Origin of the sequence: Natronolimnohabitans sp. A-GB9, from assembly GCF_030848565.1 — an archaeon.
In the GTDB taxonomy this organism is placed as follows: domain Archaea; phylum Halobacteriota; class Halobacteria; order Halobacteriales; family Natrialbaceae; genus Natronolimnohabitans.
Genome location: NZ_JAVDDV010000019.1, coordinates 13,975 through 33,573, shown reverse-complemented (window position 1 = coordinate 33,573; position 19,599 = coordinate 13,975). Strand labels below are relative to the sequence as shown.

Here is a 19,599-nt window from a genome sequence, read left to right as displayed (position 1 = left end):
CGAAATCGCGGCCGTCACCCTTGGGACGGCCGCAGTAGCGCGACCGATCGTCGAATAGTTCTGTCCAACAGTATGAATCGATATCCACGACTCGAGGGCCGTTCGGCGGAATCCATCGCCAGCGATGACTGTCTGTCCCGACTGTACGTAGTACCGAATATCTCAAATGAATCCGGACGAGGGGCAGATAGCAGCTATTACTCACCGGAATACGTCGTCCGGAATGCGGTCCGAAGGTGACTGATTACCCGATTTCGATTTCGTCTATCTCATCGCTTTCGTCGCCTTCCCGGTCGTCGAGATCCAACTCTTCTTCCTCGTCGTCTCCATCGTCATCGCCTTCAGCACCGTTCATCTCCTCGTCGTCGCCGTTCATCTCCTCGTCGTCATCGTCTTCGTCGCCGTTGACCCCATCGTCCTCGTCGTCGCCGTTCATCCCGTCGTCCGCATCGTTCCCATCGTCCTCTTCGTCACCGTTCATCTCGTCGTCCTCGTCGGCACAGCCAGCCAGGCCGATCGCTACACTCGCGCCCGTAAGACCCAGCAATTTCCGTCGGGAAAGTAGTCGATCTGTCATACTGCGAGTTTACGCTCACAGTGTGGAGGATATAGTGACTACAGACTGTACAGACTCTCCGCACGAATTGTTCTATATTTGGACGAGTTTAGCGCACCGAGATCGAAGAAAGAAAGTCCAACTATTGGAAACGACTGGCCAATCGAGACGGGTCGCGTTCGAAACGTTCGTTATCGATTCGGTACAGCGAAGCGATAGTTCTAATGATACGTCCGCTTTCTCTCGGTATCCCAATCTGCCGTCTAACGGACGGCTATCGTCTCGCAATATGTCCCAGAAGGGCCTGATTTCGGTTGCGCTGTACTGTTGCATCTCATCGGGATCCGTATACGTCGCCTAATCCACCGAACGTATTTTGGAGTTTACGATGGTTTGGCGACGTCGCCTTTGTCGCTCGAGTCGTACTCACCGGTGAGCGTGTCCGGATCGATATCGATGTCGAAGGCTTCGTTGGGGACCGACACCGTCACACAGGTGTTCGGTAGGTCGACGATACCGGCGATCCGGCTTTCGACCGGGATCGTACTGAGGAGGATGTACGCCTGTTCTTCGGTGTACCCGAAGTTCGTCAGATAGTCGATGGCGTCGAGACACGCGCGGCGCATCCCGACGTTGGCGTTCTTGTAATGTTGGGTCCCGTCTTCGTCGACGGAGTACCCCTCGAAGACGACGTAGTTCGAGAAGTCGGGATCCTGGTAGCCCGGTTTGAACATCGCGTGATCGGTCCCCATCTTCTCTACCCCGTCTTTGATGACGTCGACTTTCATATCGACCCATCCGGCGATCTCGATCGCTCCACAGAACGTGATCTCGCCGTCGCCCTGGGAGAAATGCAGGTCGCCGGTGATGAAGTTCGCACCCTCGACGAAAACCGGGAGATAGACCCGCGAACCACGACCCAGGTTCTTGATGTCGCAGTTTCCGGCGTTCTCTCGAGGCGGGATCGTTCGCGCTGCTTCCTCGGCGGCCTCCTCGACGTCGTCTTCGTCCATCTCCCCGAGTAACACCTCGTTCGGCTCCGGCGGGAGAGCGAGTGGTGGATCCTCGTCTCTCGTCTCGTGATTGACGGCGGCTTCGGCCTCGGGCCCTCGCTCGATCAGTGCCTGCTCTCGTTCGTTCCACTCCTCGAGCAGTTCGTGTGACGGTGCGGTGCCGATGATCCCCGGGTGGACACAGCCCGGGAACCTGACGTCGTCGATATGACGGGAGTGTGTCATCACGCCGTCGACGTCCCAGATGGCCTTTCGAGCCTCTGGAAAGTGGTCGGTCAGGAATCCGCCGCCGTTGTCCAACTCGAAAATACCGGTAAAGCCCCACTCATTGTCCGGGAACGGCCCGAGATCGAGGATGTCGATCACGAGCATATCGCCGGGTTCGGCGCCTTCGACCTCGAAGGGACCGCTCAGATGGTGGTTGGGATCCAGTCGCATGTCCCGAATGTCGTTTGCGCTGTCGTCGTTGTTCACCTGGTTTCCAGTCCAGTCGAGACACTCGATCCGGACTTTCTCACCGGGTTCGATCGTCGCCGCTGGCGGGACGTCCGGATGCCATCGGTTGACGATCGGATCCGGCTGTTCGTCGATGTCGGAATCCACGTCGACCTCGAATATCGTTTCAGGCATGATTCGTGGTAACTTGCAACGTGGCAATATTTATACCTGTTTTGAACTACGGAACAACGTAATTAGTTCGATAATGGATACGCGGAACTAATCCGGGGTCGACGTCACTCGTCGGTTCGTTCGGAACTGACCCACCAGATTTCCTCGTGGACGTTCCAGCCGCCTGTCTGGAGGTTTTGTGACAATGTGATACGATTGCCGTCCGGATCGGTGACTGTAACCGAGTACGTGTCCGTCTCGACGACTTCGTGTGGCCTGTCCCGGTTGTTGAACGTGATCTCGTCGCCGACCTCGAGGCTCTCGAATCGCTCGGTGATCGCCGTCGGTGGGAGCGATTCCCGATCAGCGGTCGTTTCCCGCTCGTTTTCTGCCATCGTAGGCGGGCCAACCACGTCCCGGCATATAACCGTTGGACGTGACACCAGTCTAGGCTATCCAGCCGTCGCAACCAAGCGGGACGCTGGCGATCAGGTGTTTCGCGACGACTCGCGATCGAGTGGATACTCGAGGCCGGTCGGATACGGACTCTCCTCGGTCGTGTCGAGCCGAAGCGCGATACAGAACCTGTCGAGTCCGACCTCGAGGCCGGCAAACAACAGGAGTTCGATGATCGCCTCGTCGGTGTACTCCTCGCTCAGTTCTTCGAAGAACGCGTCGGGGATGTCCTGTGGATCACGGGACATGTAGTCGGCGACACGGACGGCGAGTTCCTCGCGCCGAGTGAGCACACTCGAGTCGATCTCGTCGCCGAATATCGCCTCCTCTTTGGGTTCGACGTCGTCTTTTACTTCCCAGGTGCGAACGGTTCCACAGTACGCACAGCCGTGAACCGCGGCGACTCGCAGTCGCATCAACTCGAGTGTCTCTCCATCGATCGAGTCGCTGCGCGGGAAGAGCCGGAACGTTTCGACCAGCCGTTTCAGAATCCGGGGTTGATGTGCCACCGCCCCGAAGTACGCCGAATCCTTGTACCAGCCGTTTTCGCTCTCGCGGAGGATCCTGTCGACGTCTTCGTCGTCTGCGTCACCCGGTTCGATCGGATCGATTCGAGACATACTCTCTCATATGTCATAGGTACACATAACGGTCGGAGGGAAACGTTTGCCGTCTGACCTGGGTGTTCGAGTCACTGATCGAGGCCGTAGACGACACTTCGAGTTCGACGATCGGACACAGCTCCCGTCGTCGAACTCGAGTCTCGCCCGCTTACGTGAGAAACGACTCGAGTTCAGCGAGCGTCGTCTCGGGGGCTTCCTCCATCAGGAAGTGACCACACGACAGCCCCCGACCGTCGATAGACGTAGCCCACTGCGTCCAGATCTCGAGTGGATCGAAATCGACGGTCCCCGAAGCACTGCCCCAGAGAGCCAGTACCGGACACTCGATTTGATCGCCCGCCGCACGTGAGGCGCGGTCGTGATCGAGGTCGACGCTCAATCCGGCCCGATAATCCTCGCAACTCGCCCGAACGACCCGTTCGTTCTCGAAGCAGCGGTGGTATTCAGCAATCGCCTCCGGGGCGAGCCGGTTCGGGTCTGCCGCCCAGCTCTCGATCAGCTGATCGACGTAAAACGTCGGCTCGTTGTTCAGCAACGTCTCCGGTAGTGGGTGTGGCTGTGCCAGGAACAGCCAGTGGTACATCTCGTGGGCGTACTGGTAGTCCATCAGTTCGACCGTCTCGAGTGTTGGAACGATGTCGAGAACGGCCAGCTTTTCCACGCAGGTTGGATGGTCCAACGCGAGTCGATACCCGACTCGAGCCCCTCGGTCGTGACCCGCGACTCGGTACCGAGAGAAGCCAAGTGTCTCCATGACCGTCACCACATCCGCTGCCAGTCTCCGGTTGGAGTAATCCGTCGCTTCGGGATCCGGTGGGCCGACACTGTCGCCGTATCCCCGGAGATCGGGCGCAACGACGGTGTAGTCCTTCGCCAGGTCGGGTGCGATTTTGTGCCACGTTGCATGGGTCTGGGGGAAGCCGTGTAACAACAGAAGCGGCGGTCCGTCACCACCGTGCCGGAGATAAATCTCTGCCTCACCAACGTCGAGTCGCTTCTCCTCGAAGTCTTCGAACATACGCTTCCGGTCTACCTCTTCTCCCTTGAAATGGGACGGGGCCGACGACGGCCCGAATCGTGAACTGCCCGAGAGGCGGATACTCGTCTATCGAAAGTCGTCGAGGTCGTCGCTTAGCCGTTGGGATATATCAGGCCGATCTATTGGCAGATCCACGATGATTTCATATCTGTCTTCATACTGCCGGACAGAAGTCAGTAGTTCGTTTTTCTCGTGCGTGGGTGGCGAGTAGCGTGTGGTCGTCCCGCTACCGTGCTCGAGCGGTCACCGATCCGGAGTCGGCGGTATAGTCGTCGTAGGCGAAGCCTGCGAAGACCACGGCCAGAATCCCACCGTACAGCACGAACATGTACGAGCCGCTCCCGTGGGTTGCGAGTACGATCATCGTAAGGAGAGCGAGCGTGACTGCCGTACCGGCATAGAGTGCCGTCGATCTCATCGCTGACCACCTGCCATGTGACTCGAATAGGTTGCTGTTCGGACCGCTGACTCGAGTCCAGAACCACTTACATGGGTCATGCTGTCTATTAACACACCATACTGCGATATAACTGTTTTGCCGGGCCGACGACGGTGTTCCACTCGAACGACAGAAGAGTAAACTCTCTGTCCGTTGATAGACTGCAGTATCGGAGCTATCTGATCGAACTACCGGATTCGAATATATCTAGAAAATATGTAATATTAGTGTCGTATCTCGACGGCCGATCGTATCTATCTTGACTCGAGACCGACTCGGTACTCCGTGTTTTAGGTCAGTGGCGGCCGATTGCGGATACTCCTATCGATCGTACGACTTCTGTTCCAGAGCCAAGCGGCGTCGAAGTCGAAATACACTAATAAATATATTGTATGATAGGTTTCGGATGCCCTCGTACCTGAAACATTTTTATATAGTGTATAGAAACTACCGTCTAGTTTCTTTGATTGGTATGGTTCGAGCGACGGGCCGAGAAGCCAAGTGGCTCCGCTTGAAACACCAGCGCATGGCCCACGTTCGCGTATTGAGCACCGGTGGAACGATCGCGTCGACGGACGGTCCGGACGGAGCGACGCCGTCGAAAGACGGTGCCAACCTCGTCGCTGCCGTTCCCGAACTCGAGGAGGTAGCGACTGTCGACGTCGACTCTGTCTGTGACGAACTCAGTTTTCATCTCTCCGTTTGCCAGGTCACGTCGTTGGTACGAGCCGTCGAACGGGCGGCCAGCGACGGTGTCGATGGAATCGTCGTTACCCACGGCACTGACACGATGGAGGAGTCGGCGTACTACCTCGACCTCGTGGTCGACACACCGGTGCCGATCGTGTTCACCGGTGCGCAGCGACCGGCCGATCACCCGAGTGCAGACGGACCGGAGAATCTCTTGCAGGCGGTCCGTGTCGCGGCCGACGAGCGATTTACCGACGGCACGTACGTCGCCTTCGGGGATCTCGTCCACGCGGCCAGGTGGGTGACGAAGGCGCGGGCAGGCCGTCCGGACGGCTACGCGTCTCCCGACGCCGGTCCCGTCGCGGAAGTCACGGCCGACGGAGTGGCGCTTCGACGCGAGCCACGCAGCGAGTCCGTGTCGCTGCCTGTTACCGAGACGACGGCTCGAGTCGAACTAATTCCCAGTGGACTGGCCGTCGACGGTCGGCAACTCGAGCGAGCTGTCGCCGACGGTGTCGACGGGCTCGTCTTGGCGGCGAGTGGTATCGGGAACACGACACCCGAAATCGGCGACGCCGTCGCCGACGCGGTCGACGCGGGCGTTCCGGTCGTCGTCGCGACGCGCTGTTTCGACGGCGCCGTTGCAGCCCGGTACGGCGGTCCCGGCGGTAGCCGGACACTCCGTGAGCACGGGACGATTCCGGCGGGCGACCTTCCACCCTGGAAGGCACGGATCAAACTCGGATTGGCACTGTCGGCGTTCGACGACCGCGAGCGCGTGCGATCGGCGTTCGAACGACAGCGCGGTGTCGTGACGATCGATTGATGAGAACTGGTTCGTTTTCGTTACTGGTAGTCGGTCGCGCTGTGGTCGACTCGCGATGGCTTGACTTTTCCGTGCTCTTCGAGCTCGTGTGCGTTGAGTCGTCGCTGTAGATCGGCACTCGAGCGAACGACGAAATACGTTTCACAGACAGCACATTTGTCGACGAGGAGATCATTCGAAGTCATGGTTGCTTCTGGCTCGGCTTGGCGTTGCAGCTGCTAGCGACGGGGTTGTAATCATACTGTCGGTCTATGGCCGTGCACCATTGACAATGTCAACCACTATGCGTGCATAATAATTGTTTGTCAATGTATGGGTGGTATGCCCAGGGTATATTTAGTACATATATAATTAAAACTAATATATTGATAGAATATATTTGGGGCTCTGACTATCTTTATCCCGTCCAGATATCATGCTACAGGGGAGTAATTCCAAAAGCGGTGATTCGTACCGAAACCGGTCGAATACCGTCTATCGAGCGGTCCGTTAGCTGCCGGCGTGGCGGCGATTCTTCATCCGGCACCGTCATCCGTTGCCGACGGTGACGGGAACTGGGGCTCGGTGTACGAGGGATTCGGCCACGCTGCCGAGCAGTATCCGTGGCCACCCCGAACGGCCCGACCGGCCGACGACGAGGTGATCGAACTCGCGTTCGGTGACGTACTCGGCGATCGTTTGCGACGGATCGCCGTGTTCTACGTCCGTCCGAATCGTCGCTCCGTACTCGTCTGCGCGCTCTCGAGCCTCGTCTAGAATCGCGTCGGCATCGCGTTCCGACGTCTCGTCCTCGGAGCTCTCCTCGCCGTCGCCCGTTCGCCACGACGTCTCGCTGACGTATATCGCGGTGACCTCCCCGGCCGGGAACTTGCTCAGGACGAGCGCCAACGCATCGTAGGACCGGTCGGACCCATCGATGGCGACGAGTATGCGTTCGGGTGGAGTGTCTTCGTCACCGTCGACGTTTCGAACTACCGTGACCGGCGTCGGAGCCCGCCGAGTAACGGTCTCTGCGACGCTTCCGACCACGACGGTGTCGATGCTCGAGCGGCCTCTGCTTCCGAGAACGACGTGATCGATGTCGTTTCGATCGGCGTACGCGACGATCTCTCGGGCTGGCGGCCCCCGTTCGGTCACCGTCTCCGCGATCGTCACTCCGTGGTCCTCAGCCATCTCGCGGGCCGTTTCGTGTAGTGCTTCGGCCTCTCGCTTGGCTTTCGTCAACCACCCTTCGGTCCGACCCGGCCCTTCGTAGCGTTTCTTGGTCGGATTAATCACGTGAATCGGCACGTGGGCCGCGTCGGGGAACGTTCCGAAACTGTACGCCAAGGCGTCGAACGCTTCGTCCGATCCGTCGATCGGGTCTAAAACCTGATACATCCATCTCACTCCCTACGACGTGGTACCGCAACGAGCGTTATAGTGCTATCCGGCCCAGTGACGTTCGTCTATAGTAGTCACTGACCGGCAGTGCGCACCTGATCGCCCGACGGGAGCGCGGGTCGATGCGACTACCGGAGCGAGCCCCGCAGTTCACTCGTGAGTGTTGCACTCGAGGGGGTGTCCCACCCGGCCATCCAGCCGTCGCTACGACTGCCGATCGACTCCTGGCTCATCCTACGGATGACGATCAGTACACACTCGATTGCGTCTCGACACCTGCCGTGTCCCGTGCGACGTCTCGAGTGTGGTTGGTGTCTGCAGTGTGTTGTCCGGCAGTATCAGTACTTGGGATCCGCACCGGTCGTCTCGTAGACCGCCTCTAGCAACTCGTCGCGCTTTCGTTGCCAGGCCGACAGTCCAGCGGGACTCGAGGGGTAGTTCTCGTAGTGGGCGAGGAGGTCGTCGGCGTGTTGTTTCGTCCGATAGACGGTCCAGAGCGTCTTCCAGTGGCCGCGGGTCTTGAGTAAGGTCTCGAGTTTGAACTTCCAGTCCAGATCGGTACTGCCCGAATACAGCCCTTCGGCGAGTTTGTCGCCGGGCATCGCTGCGATCAGGCTCGTGAGGTCCTCGAGGTCGACGGCGCCGACCAGAATGTTGTAGACGTCTAAGGCGGCGAACCGGCCGCCGTAGTGGTCCATGACGCGTTCGTTGTACCGCCAGAGGAGCTCCTCGCTGACGTCGTTTTGCTCGATCGCCTCGATGATCTGTTCGCCGGCGTACGCGCCGGCGTAGGCCGCACCCGCGATCCCGCCGCCGGTCGTCGGGTTGACGTGACCTGCGGCGTCGCCGACGGCGACGAAGCCGGGGTGGACTGCCGAGTCGTGGGGCCGTTTGGTCGGCAGCGCTGCACCGAGTTTGTCCTCGACGTGTGCGCCGTCGAACTCGGGTCGATTTCGCAGGTCGCGTTTGAGGTCTTCGACGAGTTCCATCGGCTCCTCCGTCATCTGAAAGCCCAGTCCGACGTTGATCTCCGTCTCAGTCCGCGGGAAGTACCAGAGATAGCCTGCAGACCGTTCGGTCGGCTTGAAGACCAGCGCGTCGTCCCACTCGACCGGCTCGTCGACGCGGACGATTTCGCGGTAGGCCGAGGAGAACTGCGAGTAGTCGACGTTCGTATCGAACGTCGACGTGGAGAAATCGACCATGTCCTGGAGAATCGACAGCGATCCCGCGCCGTCGACGACGACGGTCGCGTCGTAGGTTCGTGGCTCCCCGTTTCGGATCGCCTCGACGCCCGTCACCCGCCCCTCGTCGTCCTGGAGTACGTCCGTGACGACGGTCTCGTAATGGATCTCCGTGCCCGCCTCGAGGGTCCCGTCGATGATTCGCTTGCCGTACTCCAGTCGATCGATGACGGCGAGCTCTCCCGGAATCGGGATCTCGAGGACGGTCTCCTCCTGGGGAATCTCGAACCGCCCGTGATCGACGTCGGTGTTCGTAAACGCCGGTTCGATCTTCGATTTGGGGATCGCGTCGGGAAACCCGTCGGCCCCTTTCAGGGCGTCTCCACACGCGATGTGACCGGCTTCTTCCTCGGCTTTTCGCTCGAGAACGACGACGTCGTACCCCGCGTTCGCGAGCGTCGCGGAGGCGTAACAACCGGCGGTCCCCGCACCAACGACGACGACGTCCCACGTGTCGCCCGTCGTGGCGTCGGTGGACTGCTCCGTTGTACTCATACTCCTTCTCGGATTCGTCCGGAGAAAAATCTTCGTTAACCTGTTCATACTGTTAGACAGAACGATTCGACGCTCGATCGGGGTATTGTGGCTGTTTCTGGGGCTGACGGCCCCGATTCCGCGACCGACTCCCCACTGACTGCTGTCCGACAGTATACGCTTCTCTGACCGGCAGAATGGGTGTCGAGATTCGACTCTTCGATACTGCCGACGACAGCGACGTCAGCGTTTTCCGGTCAGTCCGTCGTAGACACACGCGCACGCGCGTTTCACTTAAGATACGAGTCGGTTGGCTCGTGTGAGTCGGACACCGGCATATAAAATCCCTCCAACGTGTCCCCCCGTGGGATTACTGTCGTGTGGGGTGGGCGAACTGATATGGACAGAATTCTCGTTCCATCGACCGGCCAGAGCAGTTGGACGCGTGACGTCGCTCGTTCGGCGATCGAAACCGAATCCGGTACGGAAACGATGGCGATCGTTCTACACGTCTTCGAGCCCGAAGAGATCGAGACGACGCGAGCGAACCTCGACCTCGAGACGAACGAGGAGTACTCCCTCGACGAACTCGCCGCTCGGAAACGGGACGTCTCCGTAACGGCCGATACCCTCGAGGCAGCAGGAATCCCGACCCAGGTCTGTGGACGGCGATCCGACGGTGACCCCGCCGAGACGATCGTTTCGACGGCCGAAGACGAGGACGTCGACCGTATCTATCTGTACAGTCGCAAGCGAAGTCCAGCAGGAAAGGCGGTTTTCGGGAGCGTCCTTCAGCGCGTCCTGCTCAACGCTTCCTGTCCCGTCGTCGTGTCGCCCCCTAACGACACTGATTCACGGGCGGTAGAGTCAGGGGAGACGACGGGGTTCGGTGAGAAATAGTCCCACTGTTCGTGTCGAACGATTCGATGTCTGTGGTGTGTGCGCTCCCGCCGTCCGGAATCATGAACAACTGGTATAAACCCCGCGAACAGTTGGTGTGAATCGTTATTGTGGCATGCTCCAACGTGGTCCGTGTAATGAAGAGCCATACATCACGGAGACAGCTTTTGCGGACGGGTGGTGCGATTGCCAGTACGGCCGGCCTCGCCGGAATCGCTGGATGTACCGGCGTTCTCGGTGAGGACGGCGTCGCCATCAGTTCGAAACGGTTCACCGAACAGCGCGTTCTCGGACAGATCGCTATCGAAGCGCTCGAGGCGAACACCGATCTCGACATCGTCGACGAGACCGGTCTGGGTGGGACTGTGCCGAACTTCGAAGCGCTCCGAGAGCGAGAGGTGGATCTCTACTGGGAATACACCGGAACAGCCTGGATCACGCTCCCGCCGGAGCGAGACGAAGTGATCGCGGACTCCGACGAACTCCACGACCAGGTGGCCCAGGAGTTCGAGTCGGAACACGACATCAGCATTCTCGACTACGCTCCGCTCGACAACGCCTACGTGATCACTGCGAGCCCGGACTGGCACGCGGATACCGGGGTCGACACGCTCGGCGAACTCGCCGAGTACGCCAACGACGGTAACGCCGAAGACATCGACCCCGTGTTGGGTCCCGAGTTCCAGGAACGCGAGGACGACGGGTGGCCCGGTCTGCTCGACCACTACGAGTTCGACGACGACGCCGCGGCAACGCTCGACGACAACGTCCGAACCGTCGACGAAGACATCGTCTATCAGGCTCTCGACGAGGACGAGGGAGACATCGGCATGGGGTTCAACACGGACCCGCGTATTCTCATGTTCGACCTCCACGTTTTCGAGGACGACGAGGGCTTTTTCCCGGCGTACAACGCTTCCCCGATGGTCCACAACGAGACGCTCGACAAACACCCGGAGATCGCCGACGTCCTAAACGAGATTACACCACAGCTGACCGACGAGACGATCCGTGAAATGAACGACGAAGTGGCAAACGAGGAACGCGACGCGGCCAACGTCGCGTCAGAATTCCTTGAGGACGAAGGACTCGTCTGACGATGCTTTCGTCAGTCCACAACTGGCTCGCGTACGTGGATTTCGCGGTCGAACACTCCGACCGACTCCTCGTCGCGACGCTTGAGCACATCGAGATCATCGCGTTCGCGATCGCGATCGCGGTACCCATCGGCGTGGGACTTGGTTTTTTGATCACGTTCGACGATCGACTCGCGACGGCCGTCATCTGGCTCGCCGGCGTGATGATGACGGTGCCGAGCATCGCACTGTTCGGGCTGTTGATACCGTATTTCGGTATCGGCGCGCCGTCGGTCATCGTCGCACTCGTGTTGTACACTCAACTTCCCGTTATTCGGAACACGTACGTTGGGCTGAACGACGTCGATCCGGCGGCACTCGAGGCTGGCGAGGCGATGGGGATGACGCGACTGCAACTGCTCAGGCGGGTACAGCTCCCAATCGCGCTGCCGGTTATTATGGCCGGCGTCCGCAACGCGGTCGTTATTCTCATCGGTATCGCGACGATCGGTGCGTTCATCGGTGCCGGCGGACTCGGCGATCTGCTGTTCGACGGCATCTCGTACGTACGCACCGAGATGATCGTCGTCACCACGGTGATCCTGTCGCTGCTCGCACTCGCGGTCGACTACGCGTTCAGCATCAGTGAACAGCTCTTCCGTCTCAACAACGGTGAACAGGTCGAATCTTCGGCAACTATGCGTCTCCTCCAGCGGGTGATATCATGATTACGTTCGAACACGTCACGAAACAGTACGCAGATGGCACCGTCGCTATCGAAGACGTCTCCTTTACCGTCGAGGAGGGAACGACGACCGTTCTTGTCGGGCCCTCCGGGTGTGGGAAAACGACGACGATGAAGCTCGTCAACCGACTCGAGGATCCCACCGAGGGGACGGTCTACCGGGATGGGACGCCACTGTCGGAGTTCGATCGGATCGACCTCCGCCGAAACACGGGTTACGTCATCCAGGAGATCGGTCTGTTCGATCACATGACCGTCGGCGAGAACATCGCGACGGTCCCGAGGCTCAACGGCTGGGACGAGGACGAGATCGACGCCCGTATCGACGAACTGCTCGAGTTGATGGATCTCCCGCCGGAGAGCTACCGCGAGCAACACCCACCCGAGCTCTCGGGCGGCCAGCGTCAGCGCGTCGGCGTCGCCCGCGCGCTCGCCTCGGATCCGGACGTCCTGTTGATGGACGAGCCCTTCGGCGCGCTCGATCCGATCACTCGCGAGAGTCTTCAAGACGAGTTCCTGAAGATTCAGGCGGAACTGGATACGACCATCCTCTTTGTCACCCACAGTATCGACGAAGCGTTGAAGATGGGTGACCGGATCGCCATCTTCGACGTCGGCGAAGTCGTCCAGTACGACACGCCACAGGCGATCCTCGACGAACCGAAAAACGAGTTCGTCGAGGACTTCATCGGTTCGGACCGACCGTTGAAGAAGCTCAAGGTGACGCAGGTCGAGGACGTGATGAGCCCGCCGACGGAAGAGGTTGCGACCGCCGGCGGTGTCGCGGACGCTACCGCACCGGTTCAGAGCGACGGAGGGAGCACCGTCTCACCGCTCGAGCCGACGGACACGGCGCTCTCTGCGTTGTCTCGTCTCGTCGCGAGCGAGGACGGACGGCTTCCGGTCGTCGAGGACGGTGACGTCGTCGGGACGGTCTCCGACGAGGATATCCGTCGGAGTAACGCGGGTGATAAGCCGTGAGCGACTTCGTCGAGGGACTCATCTACCTCGTCGAAAACAGCGATGAAGTCCTCTATCACTTCCGTGGCCACCTCGAGCTCGTCGTCGTCGCGGAGCTCGCAGCGCTCGCGTTCGCGATTCCTGCGTCGATTCTGGCGGTTCGACACGACCGGATCAAAAAGGTCGTCCTCGGACTCGGGAACGTCGGACAGACGATCCCGACGCTTGCGATCCTCGCGCTCGCTCTTCCGTTGCTCGGGCTCGGCTTCTGGCCCTCGATACTCGGCCTGTGGGCGTACGCGATTTTGCCGATTATCGTCAACACGGTCAAAGGGATCGAGAACGTCGACGAGGAGATGGTCGAGGCCGCACGCGGGATGGGGATGACCGACTGGGAGATCCTGCGCTCGATCCAGCTCCCGCTTGCGCTGCCGGTGATCTTCGCAGGGGTGCGTACGAGTATCGTCCTCGTCATCGGGACCGCCTATCTCGCGATGTTCATCGGCGGTCCGGGCCTCGGCGTCATGGTCGTCGGCGGGATTCAGGCCTACGACTGGGCGCAGGTGATCGCCGGTGCGATTCCCGGTGCACTGCTCGCGATCGGTGCCGACCTCTCGCTGTCCCGGATCGAGCGATATCTCGGTGGCGACGGTGGAATCGACGACACGACGGTCGCGGCCTAATACGGTCTCCTGTCGTCACTAACCGGCGATCGGTTCACTGCCACTCTCCGCGGGCGATCCGCGTCCGTCGAACAGGGTTTCGTTTGCGTGCCCGCTCGAGAGCGGCTTCCGTGACCGGCGCGCTCGCGGCGTCGGGCTCAGTTCCCACGCTCGTTTCGATCTCTCCTTGCGGTGTCGCGACGAGGCTATGTCCCGCGTGTTCGCGACCGTCCTGGTCGCCGGTGTGGTTCGACGCGACGACGTAGTACGGCCCGTCGCGGGCGCGTGCTCGACAGAGCAGGTTCCAATCGTCGAGAAACGACTCCCGCCATGCCGCGTTCACCGCGAGGGCGTCACACGACCGGCGAGCGTACTCGAGTCCGACTTCGGGAAAGTTGAGCTCGTAACAACAACAGAGACCGACGCGACCGAGCGGTGTCTCGACGGTCGTCGGACCGTCCCCCGGTTCGAATACGTTCGTCTCGTCGCCCCACAGGTACCGTTTTCTGTACGTCGCTTCGACTCCGTGCTCGGAGACGACGACCGTCGTGTTGAAGTATCGGTTACCATCCCGTTCCGGAAGGCCGACCGCGAGCTGACAGTCGAGTTCGGCCGCGATATCGACGAGCGAGTCGGTCGTGGGTCCGGGTATCGGCTCCCCGAGATACGGGACGACCGGTAGATCGTACCCGGTCACGCAGAGTTCGGGGAAGACGGCGAACGTGACGGCTGCCGGAAGGTCCTCGCCGACGGCCCGTATCGTCTCGAGGTTCGCGTCCACGTCGCCGATCGTCGGTTCGAACTGACACGCCGCGAACTGCTCGGTCATGGTATCACCGCTCGTTCGGACCGGGGCGCCACGGGGGGCCGTGGCCCGTCCACCGAACGCGTCTCTCCAGTCATACCCCGTTCTCGACGACGACCGACTATGAGGGTTCGGTCGAACATATCTCGACGCTCTTGATATCCCTCCTCGTGTGATCCTCGCGGGACCCTGCCGCCGACTGGCCAAAAAAGGTGCCGTCTGTACGACTCGAGGGTTAACCGGCCGGCGTGTGAACCGAACGCGTAATGGCAGTCCAATCGAACCAGGAAGAGCCACCGGATCGGCTCGAGGCCACGCTCGAGGGCGAGGTCGACTTCGGTGAACCGACACGGACGCTGTATGCGACCGACGCGAGTATCTACGAAGTCCCTCCCGCGGGCGTCGTTTTTCCGGCCGATCGGGAGGACGTTCGCCGAGTCGTCGACTACGCTCGCGAACACGGTGTGAGCATCACACCCCGGGGGGCGGGCAGCAGCCTCACGGGAAACGCCATCGGCGAAGGAATCGTCCTCGACTGTGAGCGCCACATGGACGGGATCGTCGACGTCGATCCCGAGGCGAAGACGGCGACCGTCGAACCAGGTGTCGTTCTCGATCGATTGAACGATCGACTCGCGGCCGACGGACTGTACTTCCCGCCGGATCCCAGCACGTCGAGTACCTGTACTATCGGCGGGATGGTCGCGAACGACGCCGCTGGCGCTCACTCCGTCCGTCACGGGACGACCCGTGACAACGTAGTCGCGATCGAGTGCGTGCTCGCGGACGGGACCGTCGTCACTCTCGATCGGCGGGAAGGCGATCGGCTCGAGTCGCTCTGTTCGCGCGAGGATCGAGCCGGCACGCTCGCACGGACTCTCCGGTCGATCGGACAAGAGCACGCCGACGCGATCGAACGGCAGTATCCGGACGTCGAGCGGAACTCGAGTGGGTACGACCTCGTCGAAAGCGTCGCCGCAGACGGCTCCTGGGTCGATCTATCGAAGCTGTTCGTCGGGAGCGAAGGGACACTCGGCGTCATCACCGAGGTCACGCTTGCCGTGACCGAACGACCGGAGCAACGTGCCGGAGCGCTCGTCTTCTACGAGGACGTGATCGCCGCGGCCGCCGCCGTCGAACCGACGCTGACAGCCGATCCCAGCGCAGTCGAACTCGTCGATGCCGACGTGCTGGGATACGCTCGCGACGCGTGGGGGTTCGATCTCGTCCCCGACGATGCTGGCGCGGCGCTGCTCGTCGAGGTCGAGGGTGACGCGGCGACGATCGACGAGCGCCTCGACGCGGCGATCGCGGCGGCTGAAACGGATGGCTCGATCGGTCTCGAGCGAGCCGGGGTCGGCTCCGACGTTGCGACCGACGTCGATCTCGAGACGCTCTGGACGATACGGAAGGCGTCGAACCCGTTGCTCAACCGGCGACAGGGCGACGAGCAGGCGCTCTCGTTCGTCGAAGACGCCGCTATCCCGCCCGAACGGCTCCCCGACTACCTCGAGCGGGTTCGCGACGTCTTGCTCGAGTACGATCTTGACGCGAGCGTGTTCGGCCACGCAGGCCAGGGCGTGTTACACGTCAAACCGTTTCTGAACCTCAAAACGGAACGGGATCGGGAGCTTCTGCGGACGGTCAGCGAGGAGATCCACGAGATCGTCCTCGAACTCGGCGGCTGTGTCAGTGGCGAGCACGGTGACGGTCGCCTCCGATCGGCCTATCTCGAGGAGATGTACGGCGAGGACCTCTACGAGACGTTTCAGGAACTCAAACGTGGGGCGGATCCGTGGGACGTCTTCAACCCGGCGAAGGTCGTTCCCGACTCCGACGGTCGACTGGCGTCGGTCGACGACCAGCTCCGGTTCGAGGGGTACGACCCAGCCACGATCGACAACGCGTTGGACTTCGCCGACGAAGGCGGCGTCGAGTCCGTGATCGAGCAGTGTAACGGCTGCTCGAAGTGTCGGACGATGGACGGCGGGGTGATGTGTCCCTCCTATCGCGGCGAGGAAAGCGAGGTGACGAGCACGCGCGGTCGGGCGAACGCGCTCAGAGCGGCGATCGATGGCCGCCTCGACGAGGATGCGATGACGAGCGAGTGGTTCCAGGAGGAGGTTCTCGATCGCTGTCTGGCCTGCAAGGCCTGTGAGACGGAGTGTCCGACCGGCGTCGACATGGCCAAGCTCAAGACCGAGTTCAAACACCAGCGACACCAGCGGGAGGGAGTCCCCCTCCGCGCACGCCTCTTTGCGAACGTCAGAACACTCAATCGCCTCGGTAGCGTACTCGCACCGGTGGCGAACCGGCTTGCCTCGTTCGGGCCCGGCCGCACACTCCTCGAGCGGGTCGTCGGGATCGACCGGCGACGCGAGTTACCGTCGTTCGCCTCCGAGTCGTTCGAGGCGTGGTTCGAGGACCACGACCCACACCCAAGCGCCGGCAAGCAGGGCCGGGTCGCGCTCGTCCCCGACTGCTATATGGCGTACAACCATCCGGCGGTCGGTCGTGCTGCCGTCTCCCTCCTCGAGCGCTGTGGGTACGCGGTCGAGGTCCCAGACACCGCCTGCTGTGGTCGACCGGCGCTCTCCCAGGGGATGGTCGACCACGCTCGAGCGGACGCCGAGACGAACGTCGACGTCCTCGCCGACTACGTCGAAGCCGACGTGCCGATCCTCGCGGGAGAACCGTCCTGTGTCAGCGCGTTCCAGGAGTACGACGATCTACTCGCCGATACCGCCGGCGTTTCTGATGCCGTCGCGAGCGTCTCGGCGTTCCTCCGAAACGCCGTCGACGACCTCGACGAAACCGTTGGTCCGGAGACGTCGACACACGTCGCCGTTCACACGCACTGTCACTCGACGGCGAGGGGGTTCGATCAGGAACCGGTCGCCTTGCTCGAGCGTGCCGGATACGATGTCGACGTCGTCGACGCGACCTGCTGTGGCATGGCCGGCGCGTTCGGCTACGAAACCGAACACTACGACCTCTCGAGATCGCTCGGCGACGACCTGGCCGCGAAGATCGACGCCGTCGATCCCGACGTCGTGGCCGCGACGGGGTCGTCCTGTAGACAGCAGTTGACGGATCTCGACCGGGAGCCGGTTCATCCGCTCGTGTTGCTCGCGGAGGGGGTCGAATGACTCGCGACTGGCTCGAGGGGGCGATCGACTGCCACGTTCACACGGCGCCGGCGATGGTCGACCGCGAACAGGCCGACGCCGCCCTCGCGCGCGACGCCTTAGAGGCCGGGATGGCGGGCGTGGTGGTCAAGAGTCACGTCGTCCCGACTGTCGGCCGGGTCGACGCCGTCAACGACGCGGTGGGCGAACGTGTGCTCTACGGTGGCATCACGCTCAATGGGAGCGTCGGCGGGCTCAACCTCGAGGCCGTCGAGACGGCCCTCGAACTGGGCGCTGCGATCGTCTGGCTCCCGACGACGTGGGCGCGAAACCACGCGTCACGGGCGAGGGCAGCCGGTGAATCGACGTTCGTCGGCCAGCGGGTCCCGACGGCCGAAGAGGACCTGATCGTGGCCGAAGACGGCGAAGTGACTCCTCCCACGCGACGAATCATCGAACTCGTCGCGGAGCACGACGCGGTGATCGCGACGGGCCACGTCTCGCCGGCCGAGATCGAGGCGGTCGTCGACGCGTCGGCCAGCGCGGGTGCCACGTGTCTCATCAACCACCCCTTTTTCCGCGTGACCGATCTCTCGATCGACACGCAAGCGGCACTCGCCGAGCGCGGTGCGATCATGGAGTACTGTGCGTACGCGATCGAGAGCACCCCTGGACATACGGCCGCCGACGTCGCCGACGCCCTCGAGCGACTGGGGCCGGACCACTGTGTGCTTGCGACCGATTACGGACAGGCCGGCAACCCTGCGGTCCCCGGACTCGGCGACTACGCGCAGGCAGTCGTCGACGCGGGTGCGTCCGTCGAGTCCGTCACACAGTCACTCACCGCGACACCGGCTTCGCTGCTCGAGTCCTGACTCGCTCGAGCTGTCGGCCCCGACAACCGCCCGTACTTAAACCGTATCACGAGTCTCAGTGAACGCTGATAGCCTTCTTCTCTCAAGCATGTACTGTAATGAGCGACACACCAGTCGTCAACGCGCACCACCACATCGGAAACGAGAACGAAGAGAAAGACCGTACGTTCGAGTGGAACGAAACCGTCGAAAACGTCATCGACGCGATGGACGAACACGGCGTCGACGCGACGATCCTCCAGCCCCTCGGTGGCGACAACGACAAGTCGGTGACCGAGACCCACGACCAGATCTACGAGGCCTCCCAGGAGTACGAGGGACGTATCTTCGGTACCGCAGCGGTCAACCCTCACCTGGGGACGGAGTTCGTCCACGACGAGATCACCCGCTGTGTGCAGGAACTCGACTTCAAGTACGTCAAACTCCACACGCTCGCGTGGGGTGTCGACCCGACGACGGACATCGCTTACGACGTCTTCGACGCCTGTGTCGAGAACGACGTTCCCGTGATGGTCCACACTGGCCCACACGGCATGCCGTTCTCGGTTCCCGGAATGTACATGCCCGTCGCCGAGGACTACCCCGACCTCGACATCGTCTTCGCTCACATGGGCGGCGCGTACACGCTCGCTCAGGAGGCGATCTTCATGGCCGAGCGGTACGACAATATCTACCTCGACACCACGCTCGTCCTGAACATGTACCTCAAACGCGCGATGGAGTCCGTCGGTGCCGATCGCATCATGATGGCCGCCGAACACTCCTCGAACATCCCCGTTGCGCTCACCAAGGTCGACTGTATCGGCGCCAGCGAGGAACAGAAAGCGAAGATTCTCGGCGGAACTGCCGTCGACTTCTACGATCTCGACGTCGAGAAGCAGTCCTTCGAAGAGCCCGTGACCGCCGACGACTGATACCGTCGGATAACACGATTCGCACACTGGTTGCCGGACGAAAACCGGACTCGAGCGGGAGCCGTCGCCGGTAACACAGATCGTCGTCTGATACGGACTGCTGTAACTAGTTCCCACCGATCGCCAGGACGGGGTCGGCGATCGGTGGTAATTGACTACAGTAGACCGTCTGACTCGTCTGT

Annotated in this window: 19 protein-coding genes; 9 read left to right on the top strand and 10 right to left on the bottom strand. The window is 61.4% G+C overall.

The window, feature by feature from the left end:
• Nucleotides 1-244: 244 nt before the first annotated feature.
• From RBH26_RS17355 to RBH26_RS17330, 6 genes are all read right to left on the bottom strand, one after another.
• The gene (locus RBH26_RS17355) at nt 245-577 is read right to left on the bottom strand and encodes a hypothetical protein (protein ID WP_306759642.1); all 333 of its coding nucleotides are present in this window, start codon (nt 575-577) and stop codon (nt 245-247) included.
• A 362-nt stretch (nt 578-939) separates the two neighbouring features.
• Nucleotides 940-2,199, bottom strand: a complete 1,260-nt coding sequence (fmdA, locus tag RBH26_RS17350; protein ID WP_306759641.1) for a formamidase — start codon at nt 2,197-2,199, stop codon at nt 940-942.
• Between the two features lie 104 nt (nt 2,200-2,303).
• Nucleotides 2,304-2,573: a transcriptional regulator gene (locus RBH26_RS17345; protein ID WP_306759640.1), complete on the bottom strand. Its 270-nt coding sequence runs from the start codon at nt 2,571-2,573 to the stop codon at nt 2,304-2,306.
• A 93-nt stretch (nt 2,574-2,666) separates the two neighbouring features.
• Nucleotides 2,667-3,254, bottom strand: coding sequence for a carboxymuconolactone decarboxylase family protein (locus tag RBH26_RS17340; RefSeq protein ID WP_306759639.1), 588 nt, complete (start codon nt 3,252-3,254; stop codon nt 2,667-2,669).
• Between the two features lie 151 nt (nt 3,255-3,405).
• The gene (locus RBH26_RS17335; protein WP_306759638.1) at nt 3,406-4,275 is read right to left on the bottom strand and encodes an alpha/beta hydrolase; all 870 of its coding nucleotides are present in this window, start codon (nt 4,273-4,275) and stop codon (nt 3,406-3,408) included.
• Between the two features lie 247 nt (nt 4,276-4,522).
• Nucleotides 4,523-4,714 (bottom strand): hypothetical protein, encoded by a 192-nt coding sequence (locus RBH26_RS17330; protein ID WP_306759637.1) that lies wholly within the window; start codon nt 4,712-4,714, stop codon nt 4,523-4,525.
• Between the two features lie 547 nt (nt 4,715-5,261).
• Between RBH26_RS17330 and RBH26_RS17325 the strand changes: the two genes are divergently transcribed.
• Complete coding sequence (locus tag RBH26_RS17325) at nt 5,262-6,251, top strand: asparaginase (protein WP_306759665.1); 990 nt, start codon at nt 5,262-5,264, stop codon at nt 6,249-6,251.
• A gap of 20 nt (nt 6,252-6,271) precedes the next feature.
• Here RBH26_RS17325 and RBH26_RS17320 read toward each other — a convergent pair whose 3' ends face one another.
• The 3 genes from RBH26_RS17320 to RBH26_RS17310 form a co-directional block, all read right to left on the bottom strand.
• Nucleotides 6,272-6,436, bottom strand: a complete 165-nt coding sequence (locus RBH26_RS17320) for a hypothetical protein (protein ID WP_306759636.1) — start codon at nt 6,434-6,436, stop codon at nt 6,272-6,274.
• A 343-nt stretch (nt 6,437-6,779) separates the two neighbouring features.
• A complete protein-coding gene (locus tag RBH26_RS17315; protein ID WP_306759635.1) occupies nt 6,780-7,631 on the bottom strand; it encodes a universal stress protein in 852 nt (283 codons plus the stop codon).
• A gap of 341 nt (nt 7,632-7,972) precedes the next feature.
• Complete coding sequence (locus RBH26_RS17310; protein ID WP_306759634.1) at nt 7,973-9,373, bottom strand: geranylgeranyl reductase family protein; 1,401 nt, start codon at nt 9,371-9,373, stop codon at nt 7,973-7,975.
• A gap of 378 nt (nt 9,374-9,751) precedes the next feature.
• Here RBH26_RS17310 and RBH26_RS17305 point away from each other — a divergent pair, with 378 nt between their 5' ends.
• From RBH26_RS17305 to RBH26_RS17285, 5 genes are all read left to right on the top strand, one after another.
• Nucleotides 9,752-10,252, top strand: coding sequence for a universal stress protein (locus RBH26_RS17305; protein WP_306759633.1), 501 nt, complete (start codon nt 9,752-9,754; stop codon nt 10,250-10,252).
• Between the two features lie 137 nt (nt 10,253-10,389).
• Entirely contained in the window at nt 10,390-11,349 is a 960-nt protein-coding gene (locus RBH26_RS17300) for a glycine betaine ABC transporter substrate-binding protein (RefSeq protein WP_306759632.1), read from the top strand.
• Nucleotides 11,350-11,351: 2 nt separating this feature from the next.
• Complete coding sequence (locus tag RBH26_RS17295) at nt 11,352-12,056, top strand: ABC transporter permease (protein ID WP_306759631.1); 705 nt, start codon at nt 11,352-11,354, stop codon at nt 12,054-12,056.
• Nucleotides 12,053-13,054 (top strand): ABC transporter ATP-binding protein, encoded by a 1,002-nt coding sequence (locus RBH26_RS17290; protein WP_306759630.1) that lies wholly within the window; start codon nt 12,053-12,055, stop codon nt 13,052-13,054. Before RBH26_RS17295 ends, RBH26_RS17290 begins: the two co-directional genes overlap by 4 nt.
• A gap of 20 nt (nt 13,055-13,074) precedes the next feature.
• The gene (locus tag RBH26_RS17285; RefSeq protein WP_345784086.1) at nt 13,075-13,716 is read left to right on the top strand and encodes an ABC transporter permease; all 642 of its coding nucleotides are present in this window, start codon (nt 13,075-13,077) and stop codon (nt 13,714-13,716) included.
• A 34-nt stretch (nt 13,717-13,750) separates the two neighbouring features.
• On the opposite strand, the gene RBH26_RS17280 is transcribed toward RBH26_RS17285, so the two are convergent.
• Nucleotides 13,751-14,524, bottom strand: coding sequence for a carbon-nitrogen hydrolase family protein (locus RBH26_RS17280; protein WP_306759628.1), 774 nt, complete (start codon nt 14,522-14,524; stop codon nt 13,751-13,753).
• 242 nt (nt 14,525-14,766) lie between these two features.
• On the opposite strand from RBH26_RS17280, the gene RBH26_RS17275 reads away from it, so the two are divergent.
• The 3 genes from RBH26_RS17275 (at nt 14,767) to RBH26_RS17265 (ending at nt 19,417) form a co-directional block, all read left to right on the top strand.
• Entirely contained in the window at nt 14,767-17,649 is a 2,883-nt protein-coding gene (locus RBH26_RS17275) for an FAD-binding and (Fe-S)-binding domain-containing protein (protein ID WP_306759627.1), read from the top strand.
• Nucleotides 17,646-18,503, top strand: a complete 858-nt coding sequence (locus RBH26_RS17270; protein WP_306759626.1) for a DUF6282 family protein — start codon at nt 17,646-17,648, stop codon at nt 18,501-18,503. Before RBH26_RS17275 ends, RBH26_RS17270 begins: the two co-directional genes overlap by 4 nt.
• 98 nt (nt 18,504-18,601) lie before the next feature.
• Nucleotides 18,602-19,417, top strand: a complete 816-nt coding sequence (locus RBH26_RS17265) for an amidohydrolase family protein (protein WP_306759625.1) — start codon at nt 18,602-18,604, stop codon at nt 19,415-19,417.
• Nucleotides 19,418-19,599: the final 182 nt, after the last annotated feature.

What these genes read in the sequence shown, in the direction of transcription:
- fmdA (WP_306759641.1), bottom strand. Translation starts at nt 2,199, where the DNA reads ATGCCTGAAACGATATTCGAGGTCGACGTGGATTCCGACATCGACGAA.
- RBH26_RS17270 (WP_306759626.1), top strand. Translation starts at nt 17,646, where the DNA reads ATGACTCGCGACTGGCTCGAGGGGGCGATCGACTGCCACGTTCACACG.
- RBH26_RS17290 (WP_306759630.1), top strand. Translation starts at nt 12,053, where the DNA reads ATGATTACGTTCGAACACGTCACGAAACAGTACGCAGATGGCACCGTC.
- RBH26_RS17345 (WP_306759640.1), bottom strand. Translation starts at nt 2,573, where the DNA reads ATGGCAGAAAACGAGCGGGAAACGACCGCTGATCGGGAATCGCTCCCA.
- RBH26_RS17295 (WP_306759631.1), top strand. Translation starts at nt 11,352, where the DNA reads ATGCTTTCGTCAGTCCACAACTGGCTCGCGTACGTGGATTTCGCGGTC.
- RBH26_RS17300 (WP_306759632.1), top strand. Translation starts at nt 10,390, where the DNA reads ATGAAGAGCCATACATCACGGAGACAGCTTTTGCGGACGGGTGGTGCG.
- RBH26_RS17265 (WP_306759625.1), top strand. Translation starts at nt 18,602, where the DNA reads ATGAGCGACACACCAGTCGTCAACGCGCACCACCACATCGGAAACGAG.
- RBH26_RS17330 (WP_306759637.1), bottom strand. Translation starts at nt 4,714, where the DNA reads ATGAGATCGACGGCACTCTATGCCGGTACGGCAGTCACGCTCGCTCTC.
- RBH26_RS17320 (WP_306759636.1), bottom strand. Translation starts at nt 6,436, where the DNA reads ATGACTTCGAATGATCTCCTCGTCGACAAATGTGCTGTCTGTGAAACG.
- RBH26_RS17310 (WP_306759634.1), bottom strand. Translation starts at nt 9,373, where the DNA reads ATGAGTACAACGGAGCAGTCCACCGACGCCACGACGGGCGACACGTGG.
- RBH26_RS17275 (WP_306759627.1), top strand. Translation starts at nt 14,767, where the DNA reads ATGGCAGTCCAATCGAACCAGGAAGAGCCACCGGATCGGCTCGAGGCC.
- RBH26_RS17315 (WP_306759635.1), bottom strand. Translation starts at nt 7,631, where the DNA reads ATGTATCAGGTTTTAGACCCGATCGACGGATCGGACGAAGCGTTCGAC.
- RBH26_RS17355 (WP_306759642.1), bottom strand. Translation starts at nt 577, where the DNA reads ATGACAGATCGACTACTTTCCCGACGGAAATTGCTGGGTCTTACGGGC.
- RBH26_RS17305 (WP_306759633.1), top strand. Translation starts at nt 9,752, where the DNA reads ATGGACAGAATTCTCGTTCCATCGACCGGCCAGAGCAGTTGGACGCGT.
- RBH26_RS17340 (WP_306759639.1), bottom strand. Translation starts at nt 3,254, where the DNA reads ATGTCTCGAATCGATCCGATCGAACCGGGTGACGCAGACGACGAAGAC.
- RBH26_RS17280 (WP_306759628.1), bottom strand. Translation starts at nt 14,524, where the DNA reads ATGACCGAGCAGTTCGCGGCGTGTCAGTTCGAACCGACGATCGGCGAC.
- RBH26_RS17335 (WP_306759638.1), bottom strand. Translation starts at nt 4,275, where the DNA reads ATGTTCGAAGACTTCGAGGAGAAGCGACTCGACGTTGGTGAGGCAGAG.
- RBH26_RS17325 (WP_306759665.1), top strand. Translation starts at nt 5,262, where the DNA reads ATGGCCCACGTTCGCGTATTGAGCACCGGTGGAACGATCGCGTCGACG.